At 33.3% G+C, this 25560-nt stretch carries 21 protein-coding genes; 6 read left to right on the top strand and 15 right to left on the bottom strand.

Annotated features, from left to right (window positions below; genetic code table 11):
• Positions 1-15: 15 nt before the first annotated feature.
• The 5 genes from Q0822_RS04585 to Q0822_RS04565 form a co-directional block, all read right to left on the bottom strand.
• Positions 16-876: a cupin-like domain-containing protein gene (locus Q0822_RS04585; protein ID WP_299120724.1), complete on the bottom strand. Its 861-nt coding sequence runs from the start codon at positions 874-876 to the stop codon at positions 16-18.
• Positions 877-949: 73 nt separating this feature from the next.
• A complete protein-coding gene (locus Q0822_RS04580; protein ID WP_299120723.1) occupies positions 950-1426 on the bottom strand; it encodes a hypothetical protein in 477 nt (158 codons plus the stop codon).
• Between the two features lie 12 nt (positions 1427-1438).
• Entirely contained in the window at positions 1439-2869 is a 1431-nt protein-coding gene (locus Q0822_RS04575; protein ID WP_299120721.1) for a flotillin family protein, read from the bottom strand.
• Positions 2870-2905: 36 nt separating this feature from the next.
• Positions 2906-3547: a hypothetical protein gene (locus Q0822_RS04570; protein ID WP_299120720.1), complete on the bottom strand. Its 642-nt coding sequence runs from the start codon at positions 3545-3547 to the stop codon at positions 2906-2908.
• Between the two features lie 307 nt (positions 3548-3854).
• Entirely contained in the window at positions 3855-5675 is a 1821-nt protein-coding gene (locus Q0822_RS04565; RefSeq protein WP_299120719.1) for a TonB-dependent receptor, read from the bottom strand.
• Positions 5676-5745: 70 nt separating this feature from the next.
• Here Q0822_RS04565 and Q0822_RS04560 point away from each other — a divergent pair, with 70 nt between their 5' ends.
• Complete coding sequence (locus Q0822_RS04560; RefSeq protein WP_299120717.1) at positions 5746-7242, top strand: PLP-dependent aminotransferase family protein; 1497 nt, start codon at positions 5746-5748, stop codon at positions 7240-7242.
• Here the strand turns inward: Q0822_RS04560 and Q0822_RS04555 are convergent.
• Both Q0822_RS04555 and Q0822_RS04550 read right to left on the bottom strand, forming a co-directional pair.
• Positions 7232-7648 (bottom strand): DUF2007 domain-containing protein, encoded by a 417-nt coding sequence (locus Q0822_RS04555; RefSeq protein WP_299120716.1) that lies wholly within the window; start codon positions 7646-7648, stop codon positions 7232-7234. The genes Q0822_RS04560 and Q0822_RS04555 overlap by 11 nt on opposite strands.
• A 20-nt stretch (positions 7649-7668) precedes the next feature.
• Positions 7669-8202: a hypothetical protein gene (locus Q0822_RS04550; protein WP_299120715.1), complete on the bottom strand. Its 534-nt coding sequence runs from the start codon at positions 8200-8202 to the stop codon at positions 7669-7671.
• A gap of 140 nt (positions 8203-8342) precedes the next feature.
• Between Q0822_RS04550 and Q0822_RS04545 the strand changes: the two genes are divergently transcribed.
• From Q0822_RS04545 to Q0822_RS04535, 3 genes are read left to right on the top strand one after another with little or no spacing between them, the layout of a single operon-like run.
• A complete protein-coding gene (locus Q0822_RS04545; RefSeq protein WP_299120712.1) occupies positions 8343-8852 on the top strand; it encodes a hypothetical protein in 510 nt (169 codons plus the stop codon).
• Positions 8853-8855: 3 nt separating this feature from the next.
• On the top strand, positions 8856-9380 hold the full coding sequence (locus tag Q0822_RS04540; RefSeq protein WP_299120709.1) for a DUF2975 domain-containing protein: 525 nt from the start codon (positions 8856-8858) through the stop codon (positions 9378-9380).
• Positions 9381-9382: 2 nt separating this feature from the next.
• Positions 9383-9589 carry a helix-turn-helix transcriptional regulator gene (locus Q0822_RS04535; RefSeq protein WP_299120706.1) on the top strand — a complete coding sequence of 69 codons (207 nt, stop codon included), beginning with the start codon at positions 9383-9385 and terminating at the stop codon, positions 9587-9589.
• 1 nt (position 9590) lies between these two features.
• Here Q0822_RS04535 and dinB read toward each other — a convergent pair whose 3' ends face one another.
• Complete coding sequence (dinB, locus tag Q0822_RS04530) at positions 9591-10808, bottom strand: DNA polymerase IV (protein WP_299120703.1); 1218 nt, start codon at positions 10806-10808, stop codon at positions 9591-9593.
• Positions 10809-10933: 125 nt separating this feature from the next.
• Positions 10934-13954, bottom strand: a complete 3021-nt coding sequence (gene dnaE, locus Q0822_RS04525; RefSeq protein ID WP_299120701.1) for a DNA polymerase III subunit alpha — start codon at positions 13952-13954, stop codon at positions 10934-10936.
• Between the two features lie 77 nt (positions 13955-14031).
• Between dnaE and Q0822_RS04520 the strand changes: the two genes are divergently transcribed.
• Positions 14032-14799, top strand: a complete 768-nt coding sequence (locus tag Q0822_RS04520; RefSeq protein ID WP_299120699.1) for a LexA family transcriptional regulator — start codon at positions 14032-14034, stop codon at positions 14797-14799.
• Positions 14800-14879: 80 nt separating this feature from the next.
• Here the strand turns inward: Q0822_RS04520 and Q0822_RS04515 are convergent, their stop codons facing one another.
• Both Q0822_RS04515 and Q0822_RS04510 read right to left on the bottom strand, forming a co-directional pair.
• The gene (locus Q0822_RS04515) at positions 14880-15584 is read right to left on the bottom strand and encodes a LytTR family DNA-binding domain-containing protein (protein ID WP_299120697.1); all 705 of its coding nucleotides are present in this window, start codon (positions 15582-15584) and stop codon (positions 14880-14882) included.
• Entirely contained in the window at positions 15581-16384 is an 804-nt protein-coding gene (locus Q0822_RS04510; RefSeq protein WP_299120694.1) for a histidine kinase, read from the bottom strand. The genes Q0822_RS04515 and Q0822_RS04510 overlap by 4 nt, the downstream gene beginning before the upstream one ends.
• Before the next feature lie 497 nt (positions 16385-16881).
• Between Q0822_RS04510 and Q0822_RS04505 the strand changes: the two genes are divergently transcribed.
• Positions 16882-19047, top strand: a complete 2166-nt coding sequence (locus Q0822_RS04505) for a DUF5916 domain-containing protein (RefSeq protein WP_299120690.1) — start codon at positions 16882-16884, stop codon at positions 19045-19047.
• 56 nt (positions 19048-19103) lie between these two features.
• Here the strand turns inward: Q0822_RS04505 and Q0822_RS04500 are convergent, their stop codons facing one another.
• From Q0822_RS04500 to Q0822_RS04485, 4 genes are all read right to left on the bottom strand, one after another.
• Positions 19104-19379: a hypothetical protein gene (locus Q0822_RS04500; RefSeq protein ID WP_299120687.1), complete on the bottom strand. Its 276-nt coding sequence runs from the start codon at positions 19377-19379 to the stop codon at positions 19104-19106.
• 17 nt (positions 19380-19396) lie between these two features.
• Positions 19397-20905 carry a F0F1 ATP synthase subunit beta gene (atpD, locus tag Q0822_RS04495; protein WP_299120684.1) on the bottom strand — a complete coding sequence of 503 codons (1509 nt, stop codon included), beginning with the start codon at positions 20903-20905 and terminating at the stop codon, positions 19397-19399.
• Positions 20906-21076: 171 nt separating this feature from the next.
• A complete protein-coding gene (locus Q0822_RS04490) occupies positions 21077-22642 on the bottom strand; it encodes a G-D-S-L family lipolytic protein (RefSeq protein ID WP_299120681.1) in 1566 nt (521 codons plus the stop codon).
• A gap of 13 nt (positions 22643-22655) precedes the next feature.
• Positions 22656-25421 carry a TonB-dependent receptor gene (locus Q0822_RS04485; protein ID WP_299120679.1) on the bottom strand — a complete coding sequence of 922 codons (2766 nt, stop codon included), beginning with the start codon at positions 25419-25421 and terminating at the stop codon, positions 22656-22658.
• Positions 25422-25560: the final 139 nt, after the last annotated feature.

Below are 25560 nucleotides of genomic sequence, written 5' to 3'. Positions count from 1 at the left end.
AACATAGCGACTTTCCTAAAAAGTCTTGTGTGTATTAGTAATGGCCTTTTCGTTTTTCCAGTCAATCCATTTTTGTCCTTTTAGACGGCGCATTAAATTATCATAATTACGCATTAAAAACACATTATAAATGGCTTTACTTAAGTTTTTAGGGTTTCTGGCAATAGCTCTTAAACTCATTGAAAAACCAGGTGTAATATATTTCATATGATGCCAATAGCCTTCTGGCATATAGAGTACTTCTCCATGGTTTAAATCGCAAATCCAACCCTTTGCATTTTTTAAAGCTGGCCATTTTTCAAAATCTGGATTTGAGAAATCAATATCCTCTCTTGTAATTAAAGAATGAGGTATTTTATATAAATATTTACTCTGTTTTTGATCGAATAGGATACATTGCTTTTTACCTTCAAAATGAAAATGAAAAATATTAGCTAAATCAATATCGTAATGCATAAAAGTATGCGAGTCTCTTCCACCAAAAAACAACATTGGTAAACTCTTCATTAATCGTAATCCAAAATCTGGAAACTTGAAGTCTTTTTGAAGTTGAGGAATTTCTTTTAGAATATTCCAGAGGAAAATACGGTATTTTGTAGGCTCACGCTTAAGCAAATCTATATACTCACCCATTTTCATTTCAGCATGGGCTTCATTAAATCCGTCATTGTAATCTACAGGTCTATCATCATAAAGTGGCACTGTAATGTCTGCGGCTATAGATTTTATATATTCTAAACTCCATTTAGAATACGCTGGCCAATCCTCAATGGCACACTCAATAACAACGGGCTGCTGCGTCTTGAAGTAGTGATTTATGAAATCGGATTTCGTGATAGTTTTAACACGAGGTATATCTTGAAGATTTAATTGCAATATCCAAATGTTTAGTCAGTCAAAGTTAATAAAACGTTACCAAAAGTTGATTATTGTATATTAGGAATTTGTACTAGAGCCATTTAGATTCTGTTTGTGTAGCGTCTAAAATATCAATATTTAAGACCGTTGCAATTTGTTTTGCTTTTTCGAAAGCATCCTCAATATTTTGGGTCTCGTAAGCTTCAATTTTCTGGTTAGTATTATAAAATAGATTAATTTTTATAGTTGTGCTTGTAACTTTTGTACTTGCTGTAGAAACCCAAACTCTGGTCGTTTGACTAGTCTTAAAAACCGATACATATTCTATGTCTGGCAAATCTTGCCATTTCCCAAATGAAAAACTAAATAAGCTTATTATTTCACGATATTTCTTATTTTCTGGATCAATTTCTAAACCATCTTTTTTCAAAAAATAAAGACTTAAACCAATAGACATATAACCAATGTTATTACCAGATAGCAAAGATATAATACCTATTGCAACAAGACCAACACCATAAATAAGCTTAGGTGTTGGTATTGGTTTATTGAAAATTATTGAATTCAAAATAATTCTGAATTATTTTTCATCAGTTGGTTCAATCTTTGCATCATCTGCTTCAATTTCTTTTTTGTCTTTACCCTTTAAATACTCTGGTAAATCCATACCAGCCATATTAAACATTTCTTGTAAAGGTGGTACCGATTTGTACATTCCAGATAAGAAATTAGCGGTTGACGATTTTCCGTCTTCACTATTTGCGCCATTGTCCCAAACAGTAACTTTATCTATTTTAATGTTTTTAATGGCATCAGATTGTATTTGTACAAGCTCAGGTAATTTATCTGCAATTAATAACAATACAGCATCTCTACTATTGTTACCAGCAGCTTTTACTATTTCTTGTAAACCTGCGGCTTGTTTTGTTAAGACTTCAAACTGACCTTGTGCTTCCGCTTGTGCTTTAAATAATATCGCATCTGCCTCACCTTTTGCACGTCTTCTAATGCGTTCTGCTTCTGCTTCTGCATCAATCTCTACTTTACGTTTATCAATTTCAGCAGGGACAATAACATCAGCCATTTGAGAAGAACGCTCGCGCTCGGCTCTTGCTGTTTCTGCTTCTTGTTCAGCGGCATAAGACTCTTGTAACGCTTTTGCACTCTGTACTTTTTCTGATGCGATTGCTACGCGCTCAGCTTCTGCTTCGCGTTGACGACGCATCGAATCTGAATTAGCGACTGCAATCTTAGCAGTATTTTCACCTTCTACAGCTTGGGCATTTGCAGCAGCTACTTGGGTTCTTTCATCTTGTACAGCATTGGCCTCTCCAATTGATCCATCTCTAGTTTTCTCTGCAACTGATTTACGAGCCGCATTAATTGCATGTGCAGCAGCTTCTTTACCAAGAGCTTCGATATAGCCAGATTCATCAACGATATCTGTTATGTTTACGTTGATTAATTTTAAACCAACTTTCTTTAATTCTGTTTCTACACTTTGTGAAATGTTTGTTAAGAATTTATCACGGTCATTATTAATCTCTTCAATATCCATTGAAGCAACTACTAAACGTAATTGTCCGAAAATAATTTCTTGTGCTAATTCCTGAATTTCATTTTGCCCTAAGCCTAATAAACGTTCTGCTGCATTTTGCATAATACCTGGCTCAGTAGAAATACCAATGGTAAAACGTGATGGTACATTTACACGAATATTTTGTTTAGATAAGGCATTAACCAAATTAACTTCAATAGAAATTGGTGTTAAATCTAAAAACTCATAATCCTGAATGACCGGCATTATGAATGCAGCACCACCATGAATACACTTTGCAGATTTTCCACCTCCAACTTTTCCATAGACTACCAGTATTCTATCTGAAGGACAACGTTTGTAGCGTTTAATTAAAATAATAAGGGTTAGTACAATAAATAGCGCTACAAAAATGAGTAGCATTGGTCCGCCAAAGCCTTCCATATTAATGTTTTCTTGAATTAGTAAGTTCATAGGACAATTTATTTTTAAGGTTAGTATTTTGTAATATTAGTTGTTTAGTAAATGGTCTCCACCTTCACCTAGTTCTTCATTTTGTAATGTGGAAGATTCTATAGGTTTCCGTGTTCGATCAACAATTAGAATACCATTAGAGGTGACATCAACCACTTTTATAATTGTGCCAGATTTTAATTCGGTTAACGAATCTGTAAGTGCATCTAACTCTCGCATTGTACCTTGCACACTCACTGTAACTTTACCCATTTTAGAGCGGTCCGCACCAATAGTGAGATAAACTTCACCTACTGCATCTAACGCATTTTTATAGTTTAAAGTTCCACTATCTGCTAGTTTGCTTATAAAATAGAATAGTGTCGCCATAATCAACATCATAAATAATCCACAGATTACTGAAATAATTATAGTTAATGGTTTTGACAAACCAGCGTCGATACAAGCAATTCCACTCCAACCAAAAATGGTAAAGAAACCAACTAGATTTTTAAAACTGATAAATTGAAATCCAGCACCTACATCTCCATCAAAGTCACCGTCAACATCACTAAAATCATCTGCATCACCACCTGCAAAGGCCATTATCATTACTACCGTAAAAATAAGTGAACCAATGATAGCAACTAGCCAATATACTTTGGACAAAAACTCTAAATTTGAAAACCAATCAGCCATGACTTTAAGATTTGAAATGATTAATAAATATACAACCATTATAAGATAAATCTATCTTATTTTCGAAAGTAAATCGGTCACAGTAGCACAACCAAGGAAGACATTAAATGTCGTGGTTTTTTGAAATCTTTTTTGAACACTAAGTATTCAAATCAGGAATGTCAATTGTATTTTGATGGTTAATGCAAAGTACGGTCGTCTATATACTTTATGAAATCAAATAAGTTTTGATTAGAGACCTACTTTCAATATATCAGTAGCAATTGAAAGAATTTTGTTACAGAAAAATGAAAATTTATTTTCTACATTATTTAAAACTATAGCGTAACCCAAATAAAACATTACTTGGTGGCATTGGTGTAAAACCAGATTCAATATAATCTGCATCAAAAATATTGCTAGCCGTTATAGTAAGTTCCATTTGTTTTAATCTGTAAATAAGTGATGCATCCCAAACATTATAGGTTTGTCCTGTGGTACGTTCGGCATATTTGTAAACAATATTTTGGCGCATATTTTTAAATAGCTGTGTGCTGAATCTAGTCGTATACTGATGCTTTAAGGAATTTAATGAATAACGTGATAAGTCTTCGTTTTGTTCTAAAATGTTGTCATCTAAGTTGGCATAACCAAAAGCTAAGGTCTGTGTAAAGTTGTTGATTTTAAAATTGTAAGCTGCATCAAACTCTAAACCTTTGGTATTTACTTCTGTGATATTTGTGGCTGTAAATACAGTTTCTGTTGTATTTGGTCTTATGTAATCTATTAAGTTTTTAGCATCTCTATTAAAAACAGCTATGCTTGCTCTAAATTTTGGAGTTATATATTTTATACCCAATTCTTGCGCAAACGCTTCTTCTGGTTCTAAATCCGGATTCCCACTAGTGCGAGGATCACTGTAATATAAATCCGTGTACGTAGGAATTCTATACGTATATCCTATATTTCCATAAGCTTTTAAGTTTGACGTAATATCGAAACCAACATCTAAACCAGGAAATGCATGAAATTTAAAATCTGAAAAATAAGTCAACGCGACACCAGGAGTAATGTCTAATTTATTATCTAATAATGAAAAGCGATGTTCTAAAAACGCGTTAGTCATAAAACGATTTCTATTTCCTAAGTTGTTACTTCTCAAATAAATTTTAGAGATGTCAATTCCAAAACCAGTAATACCTAATTTCGAAGTATAAGAGGCGTTAGCTTCAGCTCCTATTTTATCTGAAATATGAAAGTTTCTAAAGAAATTAGGCTCAAAGCGTTTTAGTAAAAACATATCTTGATTACGTTTCCAATACACTCTTGGTTGAATTTTTAGTTTATTTTTTTTGAGTGTTGTAGTAAAAGCAATGAGGCTATTTTGAGTTTCCTCATACTCATTCCAATCAGGATTGGTAGTGTAGAAATTCTCTGCTCCAAACTTGCGTTCAGAAAACATTGCAATCATTTCAATCGGTTGAGCCTTCTTATTGAATATACTTTTTATAAAATAGTTAGAATTGTCGTAATCCGAATTGTTTCTATAACCTTCAGAGGTTACCTTACCGATATGTATAATATGAGATGAATTTTCTAATTCGGTTCCGGAAGTAACATTGCCATTTAATTGTCCAAAAGAGCCTGTTTCAATATTAGCAGAAAGACTGTTGTTTAAATTCTTTTTAGTGACAATATTAATAGCTCCTGTAAATGCATTTTGTCCAAAGACTCTTGCTGCAGGTCCTTTTATAATTTCGATGCGTTCAATAACTTCTAATGGTAATGCGGCATTCATGGTATGATGACCTGTTTGTGCATCATCCATTTTTATACCATCGATGAGTAAAAGCGTCTGGTCAAATCCACCACCTCTAATATATAAATCTGCTTGGCTACCTCCTGTACCACGACGTCTAATATCTACACCAGCAACTTGCTGTAGTAAATCCGCAATATTAACAGCTGCACTGTTTTTTATATCTGCAGAAGTGATAATATTTATAGTTCTTGAATTTTCTTTGAAAGGAAGATCAATTCTTGCTCCGGTTAGTATTACAGAATCTAACTTTTGTTGAGGAATATCTTGCGCATTTAGTTGAAAACTAAGAGCTAAAATAAAAGTAAAGAGGTAGTATAATTTTCTCATTGTATAATTAAATATGAAGTTACAAAAATCGTAACTTTCCGGACGATTGAAATAGTCCACTTTTAAAACAATGAATAGTCCGGTTAATGATATATTAAAACAGCTTATAACATTTGATAAATCGTTAGTCCAACCTTTATACATACAAGTGGCTCAGCAAATTATAAATGCTATTCAACGTGGTTATATATTAAAAGGTAATAAATTACCAGGTACTAGAACTTTAAGTAACTTATTAAATATTCATAGAAATACTGCTGTGGCTATATACGATGAGCTAGCATCACAAGGTTGGGTAGATATTATTGCTAATAAAGGTACTTTTGTTCTGGTGCCAGAGCAGACTACAGCAAAGATAAAAGCCACTGGTAAGCCTATGAGTAAAGCCTACACTTATCCTAAAGAAGCTGGTTTTCCATTTCAAAATTCATTTCATTTGGCTTCAACTGCACAAAAGACGTCTGCAAAATATATTATGAATGATGGTAAGCCAGATTTACGTCTGCATTCGGTTCATCAGTTTTCTAGATGGTATACCGCAGCTATGAAGCGAAAGCCGCTGGTACATAATTGGAATAGATCTACGGCTTCAACAACTTCAAATTTTAAAAGCCAACTTTGTAATTATCTAAACGCCACACGTGGTTTCCATATAAATCCAAATAATATACTTGGTACGCGAAGCACAGAAATGAGTCTTTATATTGTGTCACAACTTTTAATAAAACAAAATGATGTTGTTTTGGTAGGAGAGTTGAGTCACTACGCTTCAAATACTATTTTTCAAGAAGCTGGTGCTACTATAAAAACGATACCTGTTGATGATGAAGGGTTAGATGTTGATTATATAAAAAAGCATTTTATTAAGAATAGTATTAGATGTGTTTACGTCTGTGCACACAGGCATTATCCTACAACAAACACCTTAAGTGCAGAAAGGCGAATACAACTTTTACGATTAGCAAAATCCTATGGATTTGCTATAATTGAAGATGATTATGATTACGATTTTCAGTTTGAAGGTTCTGCCATGCTACCTATGGCAAGTGCAGATGCCAATGGTATGGTAATCTATTTGGGTAAAATGGGTCAATCGTTGTTCCCTAGTTTTCAAATCGGTTTTGTATTAGCACCAGAAAATTTAATTTCTGAAGCTAATAATTATTTGACTTTACTCGATGAACAAGGAGATTTAATTCAAGAACAAATGCTTTCTGAGCTAATTTCTGAAGGTGAAATTTATAGATTACTTAAAAAGAATATAGTGACGTACAAAATACGTCGTGATTGTTTATGTAAGTATTTAAAATATTATTTCGGAAGTGTTTTAACTTATGAAAAGCCTTTAGGAGGTTTGGCTATTTGGTTGCAGTTTAATACTTCTATTTCATTGGTAAAACTTGCCGAAGAGGCCGAAAAAATGAATTTATTTCTTCCAAAAACAATTCTCTACCAGGATAAAAGCACTTGTGCTATTCGTTTTGGTTTCGGACATTTAAACGATGAAGAAATAGAAACTGTAGTTGTAAAGTTGAAAAATGCGTATGATAAGGTTGTTAATTTTTAATAGGAAATTCAGTTTTACAATCTTCACATTTATATTGATATCGCGTGCTAAAAGGTAGAGTTCCGGTTATGAATCCTATAAGAAATGAAACTAGAGATTTAAGACTGGTTATTGTAGAATATAACTCAATATGATTATTTCCGCAATTAGGACAAACAACTGGTTCGCCATTATCATTAATGGAATAGGCGTTAATGGATTTTAAAATATCCATTGCTTTATCCTCATCTTTAGCCAGTACTTTTAGTTTAATACCTCCAATAGCATTGCTAACCAAAGGATCTGTGTCTATTGTAATATTGTCTTTTAAGAATACTTTAATACCATCAGACTCTAATCTGCCTTTAATAATTTCGGCTTCTGCTGAGTATTGAAATTTGGCAATGGTGACAAAGGCGTTTTGCATATAATTCTAGATTACTAGTTTTAGTCGTAGTATTCGATTTCTCCTGTCGTTTTATATATATCCTTATCTATCCATTGATGATAGCCTCTTTTTCTAGCATCGAGTAGTTCTATGTCTAGTTTTTCTGCAATTATGAACGCTTCTTTTACTACGTCTTCATAATTTTCATATACAAATAAATTAATTATTTCATTTTTATTATGCCATAGATTTACTTCGTAACCATTTTCTGTTTTAAATACTGATATATATTCTAAATTCTTTAAGTTTTTCCATTTTTTATTAATGCCAAAAGGACCTACAGATGTTTCGTATTTTATTTTTTTATGAGTAAAATTAAGGTGTATTGATTTTGTCGTCAAATTAGGGAGTACCATATTTTTAATTACAAAAAAACCAAGAATAATTAAATAAACTAGTGTTGTATTCTTATCATCATTTGTGGTTATGAAATAATAACAAATCGCTGAGTAAGTAGTTAGTATAAATGCAATCAGGATACTATTTCTGATTGAAATATTAGGTTCTTTAATGGTAAATTCTTTTTCTATCATTGTAGCAAATATAGTACTTATTACTACTGATGTTGATTAACCAATAGAGGATTGGATTGGTTATTACACTATCATTTTTTTAATAAAAAATTATTGTTTATCAATAATATTCATATATTTGTTATTGTTAAACGATAATTATGAACTCTGCAAGAACTCTTTATTTGATACTAAATGTTATTATTTTCCTTCTACTAATCGGTATTGGTTTAGGGATTTTCGTTTTAGCAATGATTCTCTTTGGTATAAAACAAGATTTTATCGGTTTAAAACATGATGCATTAATATTTAAAACTGAATCAATGCTTTATGTTTTTACCTTTTTAGAGCTTGGGGTTTATGCTGCTTTTGTAGTTGCCCTTTGGAAATTAAGAAAGGCGACAGAATTGTTATTAAAAAAAGATTTTTATAATGACGAACTTATAAAAGGCATGTTTAATTCCGGAAAACTTATGGTTCTTTCTTCAATTGCTTTATGGATTATTGATGAGATTGGCAATATCTTTTATAAACGGCAAGTTGTACTTGGGTTAAGTGAAAAAACACTGGTCTATTTAATAATAATTGCCATGGGATTGTTTTTAATGCTAATCAGTACAGTGCTTAAAGATACTAAGGTTATAAAAGAAGAAAACGATTTAACTATATAAATCATGAAAGACAATACAAAACTATTAACCTATATCACCTATGCTATTTTACTAGGTGCGGTTTCAGTGCTTTTAAACGATATGCGAGAGTTTGATTTTAACCAATTTGAGAAATTTCAGAATTGGGCAAAGGTTGCAGATAAAAATGAATCTTGGTTTACTTCAAAAAATGCTATTGAGTGGAGTTATTATGTTATAAGTGCCGGAATTTTCTTTTGGAGAGCTTATCTTATTTACGGCTTTAGTTATTTCTTATCCATATTAAAAGAAGTTGAAAACGGAAATTTTTTTAGTAATAAGAATATCAAGTATTTTAAGAAGATTGGAAATATTTTTATCAGCTATACGGTAGGTATATTAATACTTAGGTTTCTATTAGCAGCAATTAATGGCTCTTCGTTTAAATTTTTTAATGAACTTAAAGCGGAGTTTACCTTTTTAATTCCGGCAGGATTAGCGTTCTATATTTTGGCAGAAATTTTTGAAAAAGGAAAACAAGTAGAAGAAGAAAACGATTTAACCATATAACCATGCCAATAGTAGTCAACTTAGACATTATGTTAAAAAAACGAGGCATGAAAAGTAAAGAACTTGCCGAAATCATTGGTATCACCACAGCTAATTTGTCAATTCTAAAATCTGGTAAAGCTAAGGCCGTTCGATTTTCTACATTAGAAGCCATTTGCAAAGCTTTAGATTGTCAACCTAGTGATATTTTAGAGTATGTTGAAGATTGATCTACTGATGCCTATTCGCCAATAAAGGAGGCGGTTCACCATTAAAAGGATTCCAGCGACTAATCGTTTTAGCTTCCATACCAGCGGCACTCATTACAACTCTATCGCCATAACGTTTGCGCATCTTATCCATGGCATTTGCTAAATTGAGATGCATCTCGTTGTCTTCAAAAAGGTTGACTTGGTGACCACCTTCTACCAAATGACTAAACTTTACACCAATAAGACGAACTAATAGTCTACGATTATAGAGTTTTTTGAATAAGTCTAATACCACGGGAATAATATTATGGTCCATAGCACTATACGGAATACGCTGTTGTTGTGTGTAGGTTTGAAAATCGGAATATCGAATTTTAAAGGTGATACAAGCCGTAAGCTTATGACCCCGTCGTAATTGAAATGCCAAATTTTCTGCCATGGCAATGACCAAGCCTCTAAGTTTATGTACATCTGTAGTGTCTTGCCCAAAGGTGCGTTCTGTAGAAATGGACTTTCGCTCGTGATATTGTATTACAGGACTGTTATCAATACCGTTGGCTTTTTTCCAGATGGATAATCCATTTTTACCAAGAACTTTATGCATTAATTCCATGGGCATATCTTGGACAGTTTTGATACGTTTCACGCCTAAATCGCATAAGGCTTTGTAAGTCACATTACCAACCATTGGAATCTTTTTCACCGAAAGTGGTGCTAAGAAAGGTTTTTCAGTACCAGATATAATTCTAATTTCATTATTGGGTTTCGCTTCGCCTGTTGCAATTTTTGAAACCGTTTTATTTAGTGATAAACCAAAGGAAATGGGTAAACCTGTTTCTTTAATAATACGTTGACGCAATTCTGAAGCTAATTTATGACAACCAAAGAATTTATCCATTCCGGTGAGGTCTATATAAAACTCATCGATTGATGTTTTTTCATAAAGAGGGACGCTTTCTTTTATTACATCTGTAACATCATTAGAGAATTTACTGTAAATCCCAGAGTTTCCTCTTAGTATGATTGCTTCTGGACAAAGTTGTTTTGCCATACGCATAGGCATTGCGGAGTGAATGCCAAACTTCCGAGCTTCATAGCTGCAAGAGGCGACAACACCTCTGTCACTAGTGCCACCAATAAGTACAGGTTTACCGTTAAGCCGGCTATCTAGTAAGCGCTCGCAAGACACAAAAAAGGTGTCTAAATCCATGTGTACTATGCTTCGGTTGTTGTTCATTTTTATTTATGTCCATTTACACCCCTAAAGTCCCCTGAAGGGGACAGCAGTCCGAATAAACTTATTAGAATTGTCCCCTTGAGGGGACTTTAGGGGTGTTCTTTTTAAGGTTTCAGATTTATTTTTTATCCATGCGCTCGTTTAAGGTCTTTGAAACTTTTCTTCCTTTGAAATGTTGGATTCAATGATTTTATTGAATAGCGTGGATCTTCAATAATAGCCAATCGTTCAAATCTTGAAACTTCAATATTGACACAATCAAACTCTACCATAACTTTTCCAATAATCTCATAAATACCTTTTCCTCTAAATGGATATTTTGCTGCAACAGGCGGAAAGTGAACTGTATCTATAAAATCACCATCACGATCTAAAAATGTTCCGAAATACATACGCTTACCCTTAGCAGTACTAGTATTTTTTGTAGTAATAAGATAGCCTTCAATCTTTATATATTTTCCTTCTAATTGTATTAAATGCTTTGCACGTAATCGGCTAGTAGATTCTTTTTCTAATAGATGAAAGGGATTGCATAAAGGAAATCCTAGTAATTCAATTTCGTCAAAAGCATTTTCTAAAGCTGTGCTTGGTAACTCTGGTGTATTGTAATTAATACGCTGGGTTTTAAATAGCGTCACAATATGTTCTTGGATAACGGTTTTGCTGATTTTTAAATGTGCTTCCCATAACAGCTCACGTTTATTAATTTCAGTAAAGCGAAATGCATTTATTTTTATAAGAATGGTAATCTGTTCTACAGAAATAGGAATACGTTCTATAAAATCATCGAGAGATTTAAACAACCCATAACTTTCGCGTTCCTCAAGAATACGCTCTATGGTTTTAGATTCTAAAGATTGTAAAAACATAAAGCCTAAAAAAATAACGTCACCATTGATAATTGCTTGTGCAAAACTAGTGTTTATGCAAGGTGCTTCAATTTTCCCATCATGCATTCTAGCCTCATGAACATAAAGCTCTGTTCGGTAAAATCCACCAAAATTATTGATAGTGGCCGTCATATATTCCAAAGGATAATAGGCCTTTAAGAACAGGCTTTGATAGCTTTCCACGGCATAAGATGCTGAATGCCCTTTTGCAAAGGCATAACCAGCAAAACTTTCGATTTGTCTCCATACGTCAGCCACAAACTCATAAGGTTTTCCATCATTTATACAGTTATCGAAAAACTGTTGTTTCACTTTTAAAAACTCGTCACGCGAACGGAATTTACCAGACATGCCACGACGTAACATATCGGCTTCACCCAAATCTAAACCACCAAAATGATGCGCCACTTTAATTACATCTTCTTGATAGACCATAACACCAAAAGTTTCTGGCATCAGTTCTGCTAACACAGGATGTGCTTCTTTTCGCTTTTCAGGATAACGATAACGTAAAATATATTGACGCATCATACCACTTTTAGCCACACCAGGACGAATTACAGAACTCGCAGCCACTAAACCTAAATAATTATCTACTTGTAGTTTTTTTAGAAGCATACGCATGGCAGGAGATTCTACATAGAAGCAACCAATGGCTTTGGCATTTCGCAATAGGTGTTTTATGCGTTCATCTTTTTTAAAACGTTTAATGTCATGAATATCAATTGGTGGTTGTTCTGCGTAATTAGTATCGATAATTTCTACGGCATCTTTAATTTTCCCTAAACCGCGTTGACTTAAAATATCGAACTTGTAGAGTCCAATATCTTCTGCAACGACCATATCAAACTGTGTAGTTGCAAATCCTTTTGGTGGCATAAACGTTGCTCCGTAATAATGTATAGGTTTTTCAGAGATGAGAATACCACCAGCATGAATACCTAAGTAGTTAGGAAAACCCTCAATATATTGACTGTATTTAAGAACGAGTTGTGAGAGCCTATCCAATTGGCTCACATTAAACTTACCTCGTGTTAGCATATCCATTTCAGACTTTGGTAAGCCAAATACTTTACCCAATTCGCGTACAGAAGCCCTGAATTTAAATGTATTATAAACCGTTATTAAAGCTGTATTCTTGAAGTTATTGAAAATAAAATGTGTAATATCATCTCTGTCTTTCCATGAAAAATCAATATCAAAATCTGGTGGATTTTGTCGAAAGAGATTAATGAAACGCTCAAAGTACAGGTCTAGCTCAATAGGATCTACATCTGTAATACGAAGTAAATACGCAATAATACTGTTGGCACCACTTCCGCGACCAACATAGAAATACCCTTTGCTACGAGCATATTCTAAGATTTTCCAGTTGATTAGAAAATAGGATACAAAGCCTTTTTGCTTTATAATGTTTAGTTCTTTATCTATACGTTGATAAATTTCTGGTCCAGCATTATTACCATAGCGGTAAGTGATGCCGTCATAGGTCAGTTTTTCTAATAGCTCATAGTCTGAAGCTTCATTTTCAGTGAAGTATTTTTGATTTTTAGGTTCGTTGTTTTCAAAATGAAAATCAATGGTACAATTCTCTAGAAGTTGTTCGGTATTATGTATCAGTTTTGGAAATTCGGAGTATGTATTACACAATTCATCATAAGAAAGCATAATATCATCTGAGTTGCCCTCTTCAGTTTTCGGTAGTTTACTCAATAAGGTATTATTATCAATAGCGCGTAGTAAACGATGTGTATTGAAACCCTTTTTATTTTGAAAGGATACTGTCTTTAGGACAACGAGCTTTTCTCTAAACTGATTCCATTTCGAAAATTTTAAATGGTTGAGGTCTTTAGGAGTAATCCCTAAAAATTCATTAGATTTTAAGTTGAAATTCTTGCCTTTTTGGTAGGGATAAATCACGAAACATTCTTCCAAAATAACGTCAGGTCGTTCAGGAATTTTTAAATCACGATTATGAAGAAATTTAGACAGATAATCATTGATATTTTTAAACCCATTGTTATTCTTTGCAATGAGGATAAATTCTTGTTGTGCCTTGTTTCTAAAATCCACACCAAGAACAGGTTTCACCTTATATTTTTTAGATAAACGCACAATATCCAAACATGCTGAGGTGGTATTAATATCCGTAAGCGCCAAAGTCTGCACACCATTTTCTGAAGCAATAGCAAGCAGTTGCTCAGGTTTTATAGTGCCATAGCGTAGGCTGTAATAGGTGTGACAGTTTAAATACATAGGATTAACAAAATTAGCTACTATATGTAGTTTTTGTTGCTTATATTTGTAGTAAATAATGTTAAATGTGATTTTTAATGAAGCCTATTCAAGCCAACATAAAGCATCTTAGAACTTTAAAGAAATTGTCTCAAGAACGTTTTGCAGACGACCTTAATTGGACACGCTCTGTCGTTGGGTCTTATGAAGAAGGAAGAAGCGAACCGCCTATTGAGCGTTTAATAGATTTATCGAACTATTTTGATATTCCTATAGATATTTTGGTGCGTAAGGATTTACGAAAGGCAAAGGATACCTCTTTTATTGAAGTGGGTAATAAGCGTGTACTATTTCCTGTTACAGTGAATGAAAATAATGAAGATCTTATAGAAATTGTCCCGGCAAAAGCTTCTGCAGGTTATTTGTCGGGTTACGATGACCCAGAATATATAGAGCAACTTCAAAAAATTAAATTACCATTTTTACCAACAGGAACACATCGCGCATTTCCTATAAAGGGGGATTCTATGTTGCCTGTAAAAGATGGGGCTTTTGTAGTTGCAAAATTTCTAGAAGATATTCGCGATATTAAGAGTGGAAGAACTTACGTCGTCTTGACTAAAGATGATGGTTTAGTTTATAAACGTGTTTACGCAACTGATATTGATAGTGGGGATTTATTATTAAGTTCAGATAATAAATCATATCAACCGTATTTAGTGTCCAAAGAAAACATTTTGGAACTTTGGGAGTTTACCTGTTGTATCAATACACAAGAATACGATGAAAAGGAGTTAAAGTTAAGTAGTATAATGATGATGTTTCAGGAGCTTAAAGTAGAGTTGGAAGCTATAAAGCAGATGTAGTTTAGTCTATTCTTACTTATGATATAAAAATTATCTAATTTGTTGCATTGTGACTAATGTGATTGAAAAGGTATAAATTTTTAATTTAGGCTATCAGAAATAGCCTCTTTATAATTGTTCCCAATAGGAATTTCTGCTTTACCAATTTCAATATCATGTTTAGTATATGCAGTAATCTTATTTTGATTCACAATATAAGAGCGATGTACGCGAATAAAACGATTATCTAATTGTTTTTGAAACGCAGAAATACTATACTTTGTGATATGTTTTTCATCTAACAAATGGATTTTCACGTAATCTTTTAAGCTTTCTACATAAAGAATATCTTCAAATTTAATTTTTATTTGTTTCCGATCTTTTCTTATATATATATAATCTTTATCTATTACATTCTTATCTTTTAAAGTAACTTCTATAGTTTCATTTTCTGAATTTAAAAACTTTTCAATGGCTTTAAAAAAACGACCAAATGTAATAGGCTTTAATAAGTAATCTACTGCATTTAATTCAAATCCATCTAAAGCATAATCACGATAAGCTGTAGTAAAAATCACTTTAGGCTTTTGAATTAAATTTTTAAAAAATTCAATACCTTTTAAAACAGGCATTTCTATATCCAAAAACATTAAATCTATTGTCTGTTGTTGTAATATAGTACTGGCTTCAATAGCACTTTTACAAGAAGCGATTAGTTCAAAACCATCGAGTTGTGCTAGATGTGTCTCAATCAGTTCTCTTGCGAGCTCTTCGTCATCAATTATCAAACATTTGTATACTTTCATTTAGCCAACAATTTTAGAATAACTTTATAAGATTCTGTCTTATCAATAACCTCTAAATTATAATTACCAGAATATAATAGCTCCAATTGCTTTTTTACGTTTTTCAAACCAATACATTCTTCATTCCCTTTTTCAATAGGTGTTTTAGATTTAGAATTTTCTATTGAAAAAAGAATTTGATTGTTTTCTACAGTAATGACTATAGTGATATAGGCTTTTTTTAATTCCTGACTTACACCGTGTTTAAAGGCATTTTCGATAAAAGTAAGTAATAAGAGAGGTGCAATTTTCACATCTTCTTTAATAGTATTTTCAAAAGAAATTTTCACACGTTTTCCGTATCTCACTTTTTCTAAAGAAAGATAATTTTCAATTAATTCTATTTCTTTTTGAAGCGACACAAAAGTTTCGTTTGTACGATATAACATATAATCTAGCATGTCTGATAACTTCTCTATGACTTCTGGAGTTTGGTCAGATTTTTTAAGCGCCAATGCATATAAATTATTCAAAGTATTGAATAAAAAATGAGGATTTAATTGGTGCTTTAATGCAGTAAGTTCTGCTGTTTTCTTTTGCTCATTAAGTTTGAGATACTTCTGTTGATTTTTATAAAAACGAGCCATTAATAATAATGCTGTAGGTGTCAGAAACTTTATAGCTTTACTAAAAAAGAGTGAGAAATTTGTAATTCGTTCCCAATAGGATTCTTCAGCATATTTTTTAGAAACTTCACTATAGAATTCATAATATTTAGGTTCGTAGAAATACATGTGCATAACAATGTATAAAGCGAACATTGAAGTTAATAAAATAACTAACCATAATACAAATAGAACTGTCTTTTTGGTATTTAAAAATTTTGGGACTAATAGATACAAACAGACGTAAGCAGTGATTATTTGCAGGATTAAAATTTTACATGTAGAATGAAATAATTGAATATATCCTGCTTCAAAATAAGTTAGATCAGAAGTGAACATAAAATATAGGAACACACAGACCCAAAAAATAATATGCTTAAAAAATGTAGCGTTAGAAAAATGATATGTATGTCGAGAGGAGTCCATGACGAAAAACAAAAATACAATTATACTAGATGAGAAATAGAAAAATCGACTAAAGCATACTTTATAGACGACTAACTAGAGTGTTTTGATAGACTAAACCATTATCCTTATTAAAAGCCCTTTCTATTTGCTAAAATAAAGGATTAGTCTACTTTTTTAAATTCAGTTTCATATCAACTGTATTTTTGAGCAAAACTTAAAGGGGCTAATTCAACTCATTTCTTTGTATGAAGACTATAAATCACATTGTTTTACTATTGCTTTTGGGCATTGGATATTCTTATTCACAATCATCTACTATACCTTATAAAGAGTATGAAATTGAAGTAGATGGAAAGTTAGATGAATCAGTTTGGCAACAATTATCAGAATATACAGGCTTTTACAATTATGCACCAAATGATGAAGGTTTAGCCGAACAGCAAACTGAAGTAAAACTATTTCACAATAGGGAATACCTTTATGTTAGTTTAGTATATCACGATACTGAAGATAAGTCTCAGGTAGGCTCTTTAAAAAGAGATGTGCCAATTGGTTTAAGTGATGGTTTTGCGATGATATTAGACACACAAAATCAAGAACAAAATGCGTATTATTTTTCTGTTAATGCTTATGGAACTATGATAGATGGTTTAGTTGAAAGAGTTAACGGAGGATATGATTTTTCAACAAGTTGGAATGCCGTTTGGAATGCAAAAACAAGCATTAGTGGTAATGATAAAGTATATGAAGTGTCTATACCACTAAAATTTTTAAACTTTAATAGAGAAAATGCTGTTTTTGGTATTCAGTTTTATGTGCGAGATATTAAAAAGAACTCTTGGACTATTCTTAAAAATGTAAAACGAAATTATAGATTATTCGATTTACGTTTCACAGAAAAATTTTCAGTTGATAACTTACCTAGTATATCGAGTTCTAAATTTGCTGTGACACCATCTGTCACAGCAAATTACCTGAATGATGTTATTGAAGATAATGATGACACCTCCATCAAGCCTAGTTTAGATGTGCAGTATAATCTTACATCATCATTAAAATTAGATGCAACCATAAATCCAGATTTTTCGCAGATAGATGTAGATCAGCAAGTGACAAATCTTACTCGATTCTCTGTATTTTTCCCTGAACGAAGAAACTTCTTTTTAGAAAATGCAGATTTGTTTTCTAATTTAGGTGTAGATGGAGTCAATCCATTTTATTCTAGACGCATTGGAGCTAATAGTGATATTCAATTTGGATTAAAACTTTCAGGAAACATTGCTCCCAAAACAAGGATTGGCGTTTTAAATGTACAATCCAATAAAGAAGATGATATTGCCTCACAGAACTATGGTGTTTTTGTAGGCGAACAACAATTATCAAAAAATGCAACTGCAACTGCGTATTTAATCAATAGACAGGAAACAGATGAATTCGAATTTATTAATGACTATAACCGTGTAGCAGGATTAAACCTTAACTATAAATCGAATAATAATAAGTGGTTAGGGCTCGCTAATTTTGGTAAGAGTTTTAATGATGGGGTTTCAGAAAAGAATAATTTTTATAATGCTGGCATTTGGTATAATGAAAGAGGTTTAGAGTGGAATGTTGGTATTAAAAATGTTGGAGAAAATTTTATTACAGATGTTGGTTTTGTACCAAGATTAAATAACTATGATGCTATAAATGATATTGTTGTAAGAGAAGGCTATACGCAAACAACTGCTGGAATTGAATATCAAAAGTTTTATGAAAATTCTAAAGCCCTGAATTCTTTTAGAATACTGAACTATAGTAATAATACTTACTTTGATGATAATGGAAAATTAAATCAATCTTCACATTTTTTAAATTCGGCATTATTTTTCAAAGATTTGTCAGCAGTTTATTATGTCTATACGCATGACTACGTAGATCTAAAATATGGTTTTGATCCTTTGGGAAATGGAAATGCACTTCAACCCGATTCGTATAATTTTGGACTTCTGAAAGTAGGATACAACTCTGCTAACAATCAAAAATTAAGATATCAAGTTAATGTTCAAAAAGGAAATTACTATAATGGAAAAAGAACTGCAGCAGGAGCATATTTAAACTATCAATTATTACCATTTGCCAATTTAGAATTATCTTATGATGTCAATGCTATCGATTTAAATGAACTAGGTAAGGAAACGTTTCATTTAACAAGATTCACTGGACAAATCTTTTTTAATAATCGTTTAAATTGGACGACATATGTGCAATACAATACCCAACAGGACAACTTTAATATTAACAGCCGTTTACAATGGGAATATAAACCGCTATCCTATATTTACTTAGTTGTATCAGATAATTACAATGAAGATATAACAAGAAAGGATTGGGGTGTTGCTTTTAAAATGAATTATAGGTTAGACTTTTAAACGCAAAAAACGCGAAGCATTTGCTTCGCGTTTTTTTATATAGTGATTGAAATAAATTAATCCGCTAAAATAATTAGCTTATTATCTTTCATCTCAATAGTACCAGAATTGATAGCTAACCAAATGCCTTTGTCAGACTTAGTAAACTTGTCTTCAACTTCTTCTTCTAATGTAACAGAACCTGCAACCTTTACATGGCCTTCTTTAAGAATAGACACGATAGGTGCATGATCTTTTAACATTTCAAACTCACCATTAACTCCAGGAACAGTTACAGAGTCTACTTCTCCACTAAATAATGTTGCTTCTGGCGATACAATTTCTAAATACATAATTCTGTAATTTTAGATTAAGCTTCAGCTAACATTTTTTCTCCAGCCTCAACAGCTTCTTCAATAGAACCTTTAAGGTTAAATGCAGCTTCTGGTAAGTGATCTAATTCACCATCCATAATCATGTTAAAACCTTTAATCGTTTCTTTAATATCTACTAATACACCTGGTATACCAGTAAACTGCTCTGCTACATGGAAAGGTTGAGATAAGAAACGTTGTACACGTCTTGCTCTACCTACAGCCATTTTATCTTCTTCAGATAATTCTTCCATACCAAGGATCGCAATAATATCTTGTAATTCTTTATAACGTTGTAATAACTCTTTTACTCTCTGAGCACAATCGTAATGCTCATCACCTAAAATATCAGCAGTTAAAATTCTTGATGTAGAATCTAATGGGTCTACCGCTGGGTAAATACCTAACTCAGCAATCTTACGAGATAATACCGTTGTAGCATCTAAGTGAGCAAAAGTTGTTGCTGGTGCAGGATCCGTTAAATCATCCGCAGGCACATAAACCGCTTGTACAGATGTAATAGAACCTTTCTTAGTTGATGTAATACGTTCTTGCATCGCACCCATTTCAGTTGCTAATGTAGGTTGGTAACCTACCGCAGATGGCATACGACCAAGTAATGCAGATACCTCAGAACCAGCTTGTGTAAAACGGAAGATATTATCTACGAAAAATAATACATCTTTTCCTTGTCCATCACCAGCTCCATCACGGAAATATTCTGCAATAGTTAAACCAGATAACGCCACACGAGCACGAGCTCCAGGAGGCTCATTCATTTGTCCGAATACGAAAGTAGCTTTAGATTCTTTCATGATTGACTTGTCAACCTTCTTCAAATCCCATCCGCCTTCTTCCATGGAGTGCATAAAGTCATCACCATACTTGATAATTCCTGACTCTAACATCTCACGAAGTAAATCGTTTCCTTCACGTGTTCTTTCACCAACACCTGCAAATACAGAAAGACCACCGTGGCCTTTTGCAATATTGTTAATCAACTCCTGAATTAATACTGTTTTACCTACACCAGCACCACCAAATAAACCAATCTTACCACCTTTTGCATAAGGCTCAATAAGGTCGATTACTTTAATACCAGTAAATAAAACTTCAGTAGACGTTGATAAATCTTCGAATTTTGGAGCTTGTCTGTGAATAGGTAAACCTGCATCACCAGCTTTAGGTAAATCACCTAATCCATCAATAGCATCACCAATAACATTAAAAAGACGTCCGTAAACATCTTCTCCGATTGGCATTTGGATTGGAGCACCAGTTGAAAGAACTTCTGTTCCTCTACTTAAACCATCTGAAGAGTCCATAGCAATAGTACGCACGGTATCTTCACCAATGTGAGATTGTACTTCTAATACTAAAATAGAACCATCTGGTCTTTTAATTTCTAATGAATCATAAATCTTTGGAAGCTCTGAACCAGCAGCGAATTCTACATCGATAACTGGGCCTACGATTTGTGCAACTTTACCTGTAACTTTTGACATTACTCTTATGTTTTTGTTTTGCAATAATTTAATTATGAAAAACAGCTCGTTTTTCGCGCTGCAAAGATAGAGTTTTATTTAAAATAAAGAAGTCTTTTTTTATGGCTTTTTTACATAAAAAAAGAGTGCTCAATTTGAGCACTCTTTTAATAATATGTAATGTTATAAATTTTATTGAAGTGTTGGCGAATAGTTAGTAGGATAATCACCTGTATTAGCTTTAACACCTGCTGCTATAAAATTAGAGCCATAAGTCGCATCGATAGCCTCTAAGAACTTGTTAGCCATCACAGCATAGCCTCTTGATGTTAAATGAATACCATCCAAACTTACTAGACCTCCAGTAACTAAACTAGTAGTTAAGGTGAAGTCCCCATCAGAGATACCAGTGGTAGATGCTTGTTCTAATACTGCTTTAAAATCAACAATTCCTAAGCCTTTAGCGTCTGCAATTCCTGCAATAGTAGTATTGTAAGCATCTGTTGCATTTTTAATACTCAATAATTCCGAACTGTCTAAGGCATCGGCATCATCAATACCACTAACTGCGCTTAAAACGAGGTTTGCTTGTTCTGGAGTTGGTGTACCACCTGCTTGTAAAAGACCTAAAACCTGAAGTACATCTGGTGTTAAAACTACAGAACCATAGCCTTGCGTTAATGCAGTTTGATTAATGGTTAATAATAATAATTCATCTTCAGTCATTTGTCTAAAGCCTAATGGATTCGTAGCAGACACAGGAACATCGATTAAGAATCTGTTCGGGCCTTCATTGAATGTTATAGCATATTGTGCTGCAAGTGCCTGAGCTTGAGCTGGAGGAACACCTTGTAAAATTAACCCTTGCGTAAAGATACCAGTAACCGCTTGAAAAAAGCCTGTAAGGTTTGCTGCAGTTGATGCGTCAATAACCAATGCGTTGTTAGGTATAGTTGTAAAGAATGGTAAACTGGTTATGTATGGTACGTTTGCAAGAACACCTTGTGATCCATTAGCCGTTAATGCATCAACTTGAGCACTAAAAGATGCTGCGAAGACATTAGGGTCAGTAATATCATTTCCTCCGTAAGTTGCTGGATTAAAATTTCCTGTCTGATCAACTCCTGTACCTCCTGACGTTGCATAAGACAATACATCATTACCTCCAATTTCAGAAAGTGTGAAAAATGTTGGATTCTGAGACACCGCATCCTCCAATATAGAGGCACCAGGCGAAGATGCCATTCTTCCATAATATGGATTTAGTCCTGCATATCCATTTAAAGGTATATGAAAACTTTTAGCACCAGGAACACCCATGTTGTTAAAAGTTGCTCCCAAATTGTTTGCCGCATCAGTTGTTATCGGCGGAGCAGGTGCTCCTAAGTCAGCGAAAAATTCATTTAAACGTTGAGGTCCTGCTCCATTGAATATTAAACGGTATGCAGCTACAGGAATTCCTCCAACTAGTAACCCCCCTGTATTATCATTCATTAATGGCTGTGTAAAACTAGTTGAGCCAAATTGCTCTGATAATATTTTCGGGAATGAATTTTGTTGAGTAGCAGTAAATAAAGCACCGTCAGAATATCCAGCTGAGAAAGATGCACCAATCGCAACATAGTTTGTTAAATTGGCAGAACCTAAAGTTAATTCTGGCAGTGGTTCAGGGTCTGGTGAATAATCATATTCATCGTCGCTACAGGCAGTAAAACCTAATAGAACAACCGAAAGAAATATATATTTAATAGTTTTCATTTTTATTTCAATTTTATAAGTTATTAATAGTCCAAGATGCATAGTACATAGAACCAATATTTGCAGTTCCTATAGCTGTAAAGTATTCATCACCAAGTAAATTGGTTGCACCTACTTTAAAAGAGGACTTAAGCGATGGTATTTTGAAATTTACTTGAGCATCTAAAACATGGTAAGCAGGAACTTCTCCATTTCCGAACGTTGCTTGCCAAAAATAATTATCGCTCCATCTCCAAGCAACATTAAATCCAACATTTTTGATTAGTTCAGTATTCCCAAAACTAACCTTTGCTCTGTGTTCAGGTGTGTTGAAACTAGTTAAAAAATCAGGGAATGCAGCTTGATCAAAATCTTGTTTAGTGTAGGTATAACTTCCACCTAAATCAAAATCACCCAAAACTTTTACGTCTAAGCCAATAGAACCACCATAAGAATTTATATCTGCTTCAGAATTATTATATGTTTGGTAATCCTGAAAATCGCGATTTGAAATGGCATCAACTGAAATGTCATTAGTTCCCACAGTTCCATATAGAGGTGCACTTACAACTTCTCCAGAAATAAAGTCTTGGTATTTGTTGTAATAAACACTCATATCTACAGTTACCTTATTTAATTTACCTCTATATCCTACTTCAAAAGAAGTGATTTTTTCAGGTTTAACGACATCAGAGTTACCTACTTCTAATAAACTAGCATCTCTGTTATTAACGTTGTTGCCACTTGCTAAATAAGCATCTACAGAAGATCTTAAGAATGAATTTTCATAAGCAGCACGACCAGTTTGAGAAATAGTTGCTGGTTGACCTAAAGCAACGCCTCCTGGATTAACATTATAAGTTCTTTCATAACGATCTAAATTATCTGGTGCAGAACCTACTAAAATTCTTGGTCCAGCATTAAGACCAATAAATAAATCTTGAGTAGTTGGGTTTCTAAAACCAGTTTGTACTGAAGCTCTAATATTATGGTTCTCTTTTACGGTTAAACCAGCTGAGAGTCTTGGAGAAAGAAATCCATCAAAAAATTCAGATTTATCGTAACGCGCAGAACCTGTAAGTTTTAATTGCATGTCTTCGTTCAATTCGAACTTTTTCTGAAGCTGTGTATAAACACCAAATTCAGAATAATCTATAGGACCGTCAAAATCAGTATAAATAGTTCCACCAGAATTTAAACTATATTGTCTGTAAGAACCACCAACTTGAATATCTACAGCATCCCATAAATGACTAAAGTTGTAATTAGCATCACTATGATAATATTTTGAATTATCTTGAAATTTTGAACCTGTTCTTAAATCAGGGTCATTGACAGTTGTATTGAATGCGGCCTCAAATTCTGGCGTACCAGGTTCAAAACGTCCTGTCTCAGCTTGAGCTCTTGCAGCAGCATGTGCTTGAGCATCCGTTGCACCAGAAAGTGTAGCTCCAACATAGGTATTGATATACTCACCAAACCATTGTGTGTGAGGTTTCCAGGCATTAAGAATATTAGCACCTGTAAAGACCATATCATAAGAATCTCCGGCTTTATCTGAAACTACATAACCTCTGACAAAGAAATTATCATTCTTCACTTCAATTTTATGTTGTTGTTGCGAGAAACCATTAATATTATATCTATTAGTTCCTTGGTATATGGTATTACCTGTACCAAACTTTCCTACATATTGAATTTCAAAATCATTTTCCCAAGGACGGAAATATAATCCCCAATCTGCTTTAATACTTTCTGCATTATAGTTTGTTAGGTCTTCTTCATTATAACCTGTTCTACTCACAACTACATCTGGTACAATACCAGCTCCACCTGCTGATACGTTAAGATTCGCAGCAACCAAGTCACCATAAACGTTAATTCCATCATAGTCTAGACTTTCTCTAGTGGCTCCAGTACCAGGTTTACCATTATAATTATTAGCAGTCCAATCGGTTCCTTTTAACCATCCAAAATTCACTTTAGCAGCAAATTTTTCGCTGAACTTGTAAGCCATTCTAATACCAGAATCTCTGTAGGTATTGTCACCACCTGCTTCTTGAGATGTAATACCTTGTTTGTGATAACCACTAATACCTTGAAAATCAAAAGGACTTTTACTTCTCATAAATAAGATACCATTGAAGGCATTTGCTCCATAAAGGGCAGATGCGGCACCAGGTAATAGCTCTACGCTAAAAACATCCGTTTCATTCATGCCTACTAAATTCCCTATTGGGAAATTCAATGCAGGTGCAGAATTATCCATGCCATCTACCAGTTGCATAAAACGTGTATTCGCAAATGTGGCAAAACCTCTAGTGTTTACCGATTTAAAGGTTAAGCTATTTGTGTTGACATCAACACCTTTTAAGTTTTCTAGACCATCGTAAAAACCTGCGGAAGCAGTATTTTTTATTTCTTTTAATCCGAAGCGTTCTACTGTAACTGGCGATTCAAAAATACGCTCAGGCGTTCTAGAGGCAGAGATTACAACTTCATCGAGTTCATTTCCTTCAACCATTGTTACATCAACAGTTTGATTGTTTGAAGTGATTTCTATGATCTGTTCTTCAAACCCAGTGTAAGTAACACGAATCGAGAAAGGTGGCTCTTGGTCAACGGTTAAAGTATAGTTACCATCAAAATCTGAAATTGTACCAGAACTAGTACCAACTACAACAATATTTGCACCGGGCAAGGGTAGACCTGTATTGTCTGAAATTTTACCTTTTATTGTGGTTTGTGAAAAGGATGCCACGCAAAAAAGCATTGTGAAAAGCTTTAAGATTGTCTTCATTTTAGAGAATTAGTTATTTTATTAGGTGAGCAATTTAATTAAATATATGAAATTTCAATAAGAAATTCTCATAAAATTATGCGCGCATAGTAAGTTATCAAAAAATAAAGGCTCAAAAATTGAGAATTAAACAATTTTT

The organism is uncultured Winogradskyella sp. (assembly GCF_947496485.1).
Lineage (GTDB): Bacteria > Bacteroidota > Bacteroidia > Flavobacteriales > Flavobacteriaceae > Winogradskyella.
This window is presented reverse-complemented; position numbering and strand designations above follow the sequence as displayed.

Bases quoted from the DNA above. Each gene is read 5' to 3' on its own strand.
- Q0822_RS04575 (WP_299120721.1), bottom strand. From the start codon at position 2,869: ATGAACTTACTAATTCAAGAAAACATTAATATGGAAGGCTTTGGCGGA.
- Q0822_RS04570 (WP_299120720.1), bottom strand. From the start codon at position 3,547: ATGGCTGATTGGTTTTCAAATTTAGAGTTTTTGTCCAAAGTATATTGG.
- Q0822_RS04565 (WP_299120719.1), bottom strand. From the start codon at position 5,675: ATGAGAAAATTATACTACCTCTTTACTTTTATTTTAGCTCTTAGTTTT.
- Q0822_RS04560 (WP_299120717.1), top strand. From the start codon at position 5,746: ATGAATAGTCCGGTTAATGATATATTAAAACAGCTTATAACATTTGAT.
- Q0822_RS04555 (WP_299120716.1), bottom strand. From the start codon at position 7,648: ATGCAAAACGCCTTTGTCACCATTGCCAAATTTCAATACTCAGCAGAA.
- Q0822_RS04550 (WP_299120715.1), bottom strand. From the start codon at position 8,202: ATGATAGAAAAAGAATTTACCATTAAAGAACCTAATATTTCAATCAGA.
- Q0822_RS04545 (WP_299120712.1), top strand. From the start codon at position 8,343: ATGAACTCTGCAAGAACTCTTTATTTGATACTAAATGTTATTATTTTC.
- Q0822_RS04540 (WP_299120709.1), top strand. From the start codon at position 8,856: ATGAAAGACAATACAAAACTATTAACCTATATCACCTATGCTATTTTA.
- Q0822_RS04535 (WP_299120706.1), top strand. From the start codon at position 9,383: ATGCCAATAGTAGTCAACTTAGACATTATGTTAAAAAAACGAGGCATG.
- dinB (WP_299120703.1), bottom strand. From the start codon at position 10,808: ATGAACAACAACCGAAGCATAGTACACATGGATTTAGACACCTTTTTT.
- dnaE (WP_299120701.1), bottom strand. From the start codon at position 13,954: ATGTATTTAAACTGTCACACCTATTACAGCCTACGCTATGGCACTATA.
- Q0822_RS04520 (WP_299120699.1), top strand. From the start codon at position 14,032: ATGAAGCCTATTCAAGCCAACATAAAGCATCTTAGAACTTTAAAGAAA.
- Q0822_RS04515 (WP_299120697.1), bottom strand. From the start codon at position 15,584: ATGAAAGTATACAAATGTTTGATAATTGATGACGAAGAGCTCGCAAGA.
- Q0822_RS04510 (WP_299120694.1), bottom strand. From the start codon at position 16,384: ATGTTCGCTTTATACATTGTTATGCACATGTATTTCTACGAACCTAAA.
- Q0822_RS04505 (WP_299120690.1), top strand. From the start codon at position 16,882: ATGAAGACTATAAATCACATTGTTTTACTATTGCTTTTGGGCATTGGA.
- Q0822_RS04500 (WP_299120687.1), bottom strand. From the start codon at position 19,379: ATGTATTTAGAAATTGTATCGCCAGAAGCAACATTATTTAGTGGAGAA.
- atpD (WP_299120684.1), bottom strand. From the start codon at position 20,905: ATGTCAAAAGTTACAGGTAAAGTTGCACAAATCGTAGGCCCAGTTATC.
- Q0822_RS04490 (WP_299120681.1), bottom strand. From the start codon at position 22,642: ATGAAAACTATTAAATATATATTTCTTTCGGTTGTTCTATTAGGTTTT.
- Q0822_RS04485 (WP_299120679.1), bottom strand. From the start codon at position 25,421: ATGAAGACAATCTTAAAGCTTTTCACAATGCTTTTTTGCGTGGCATCC.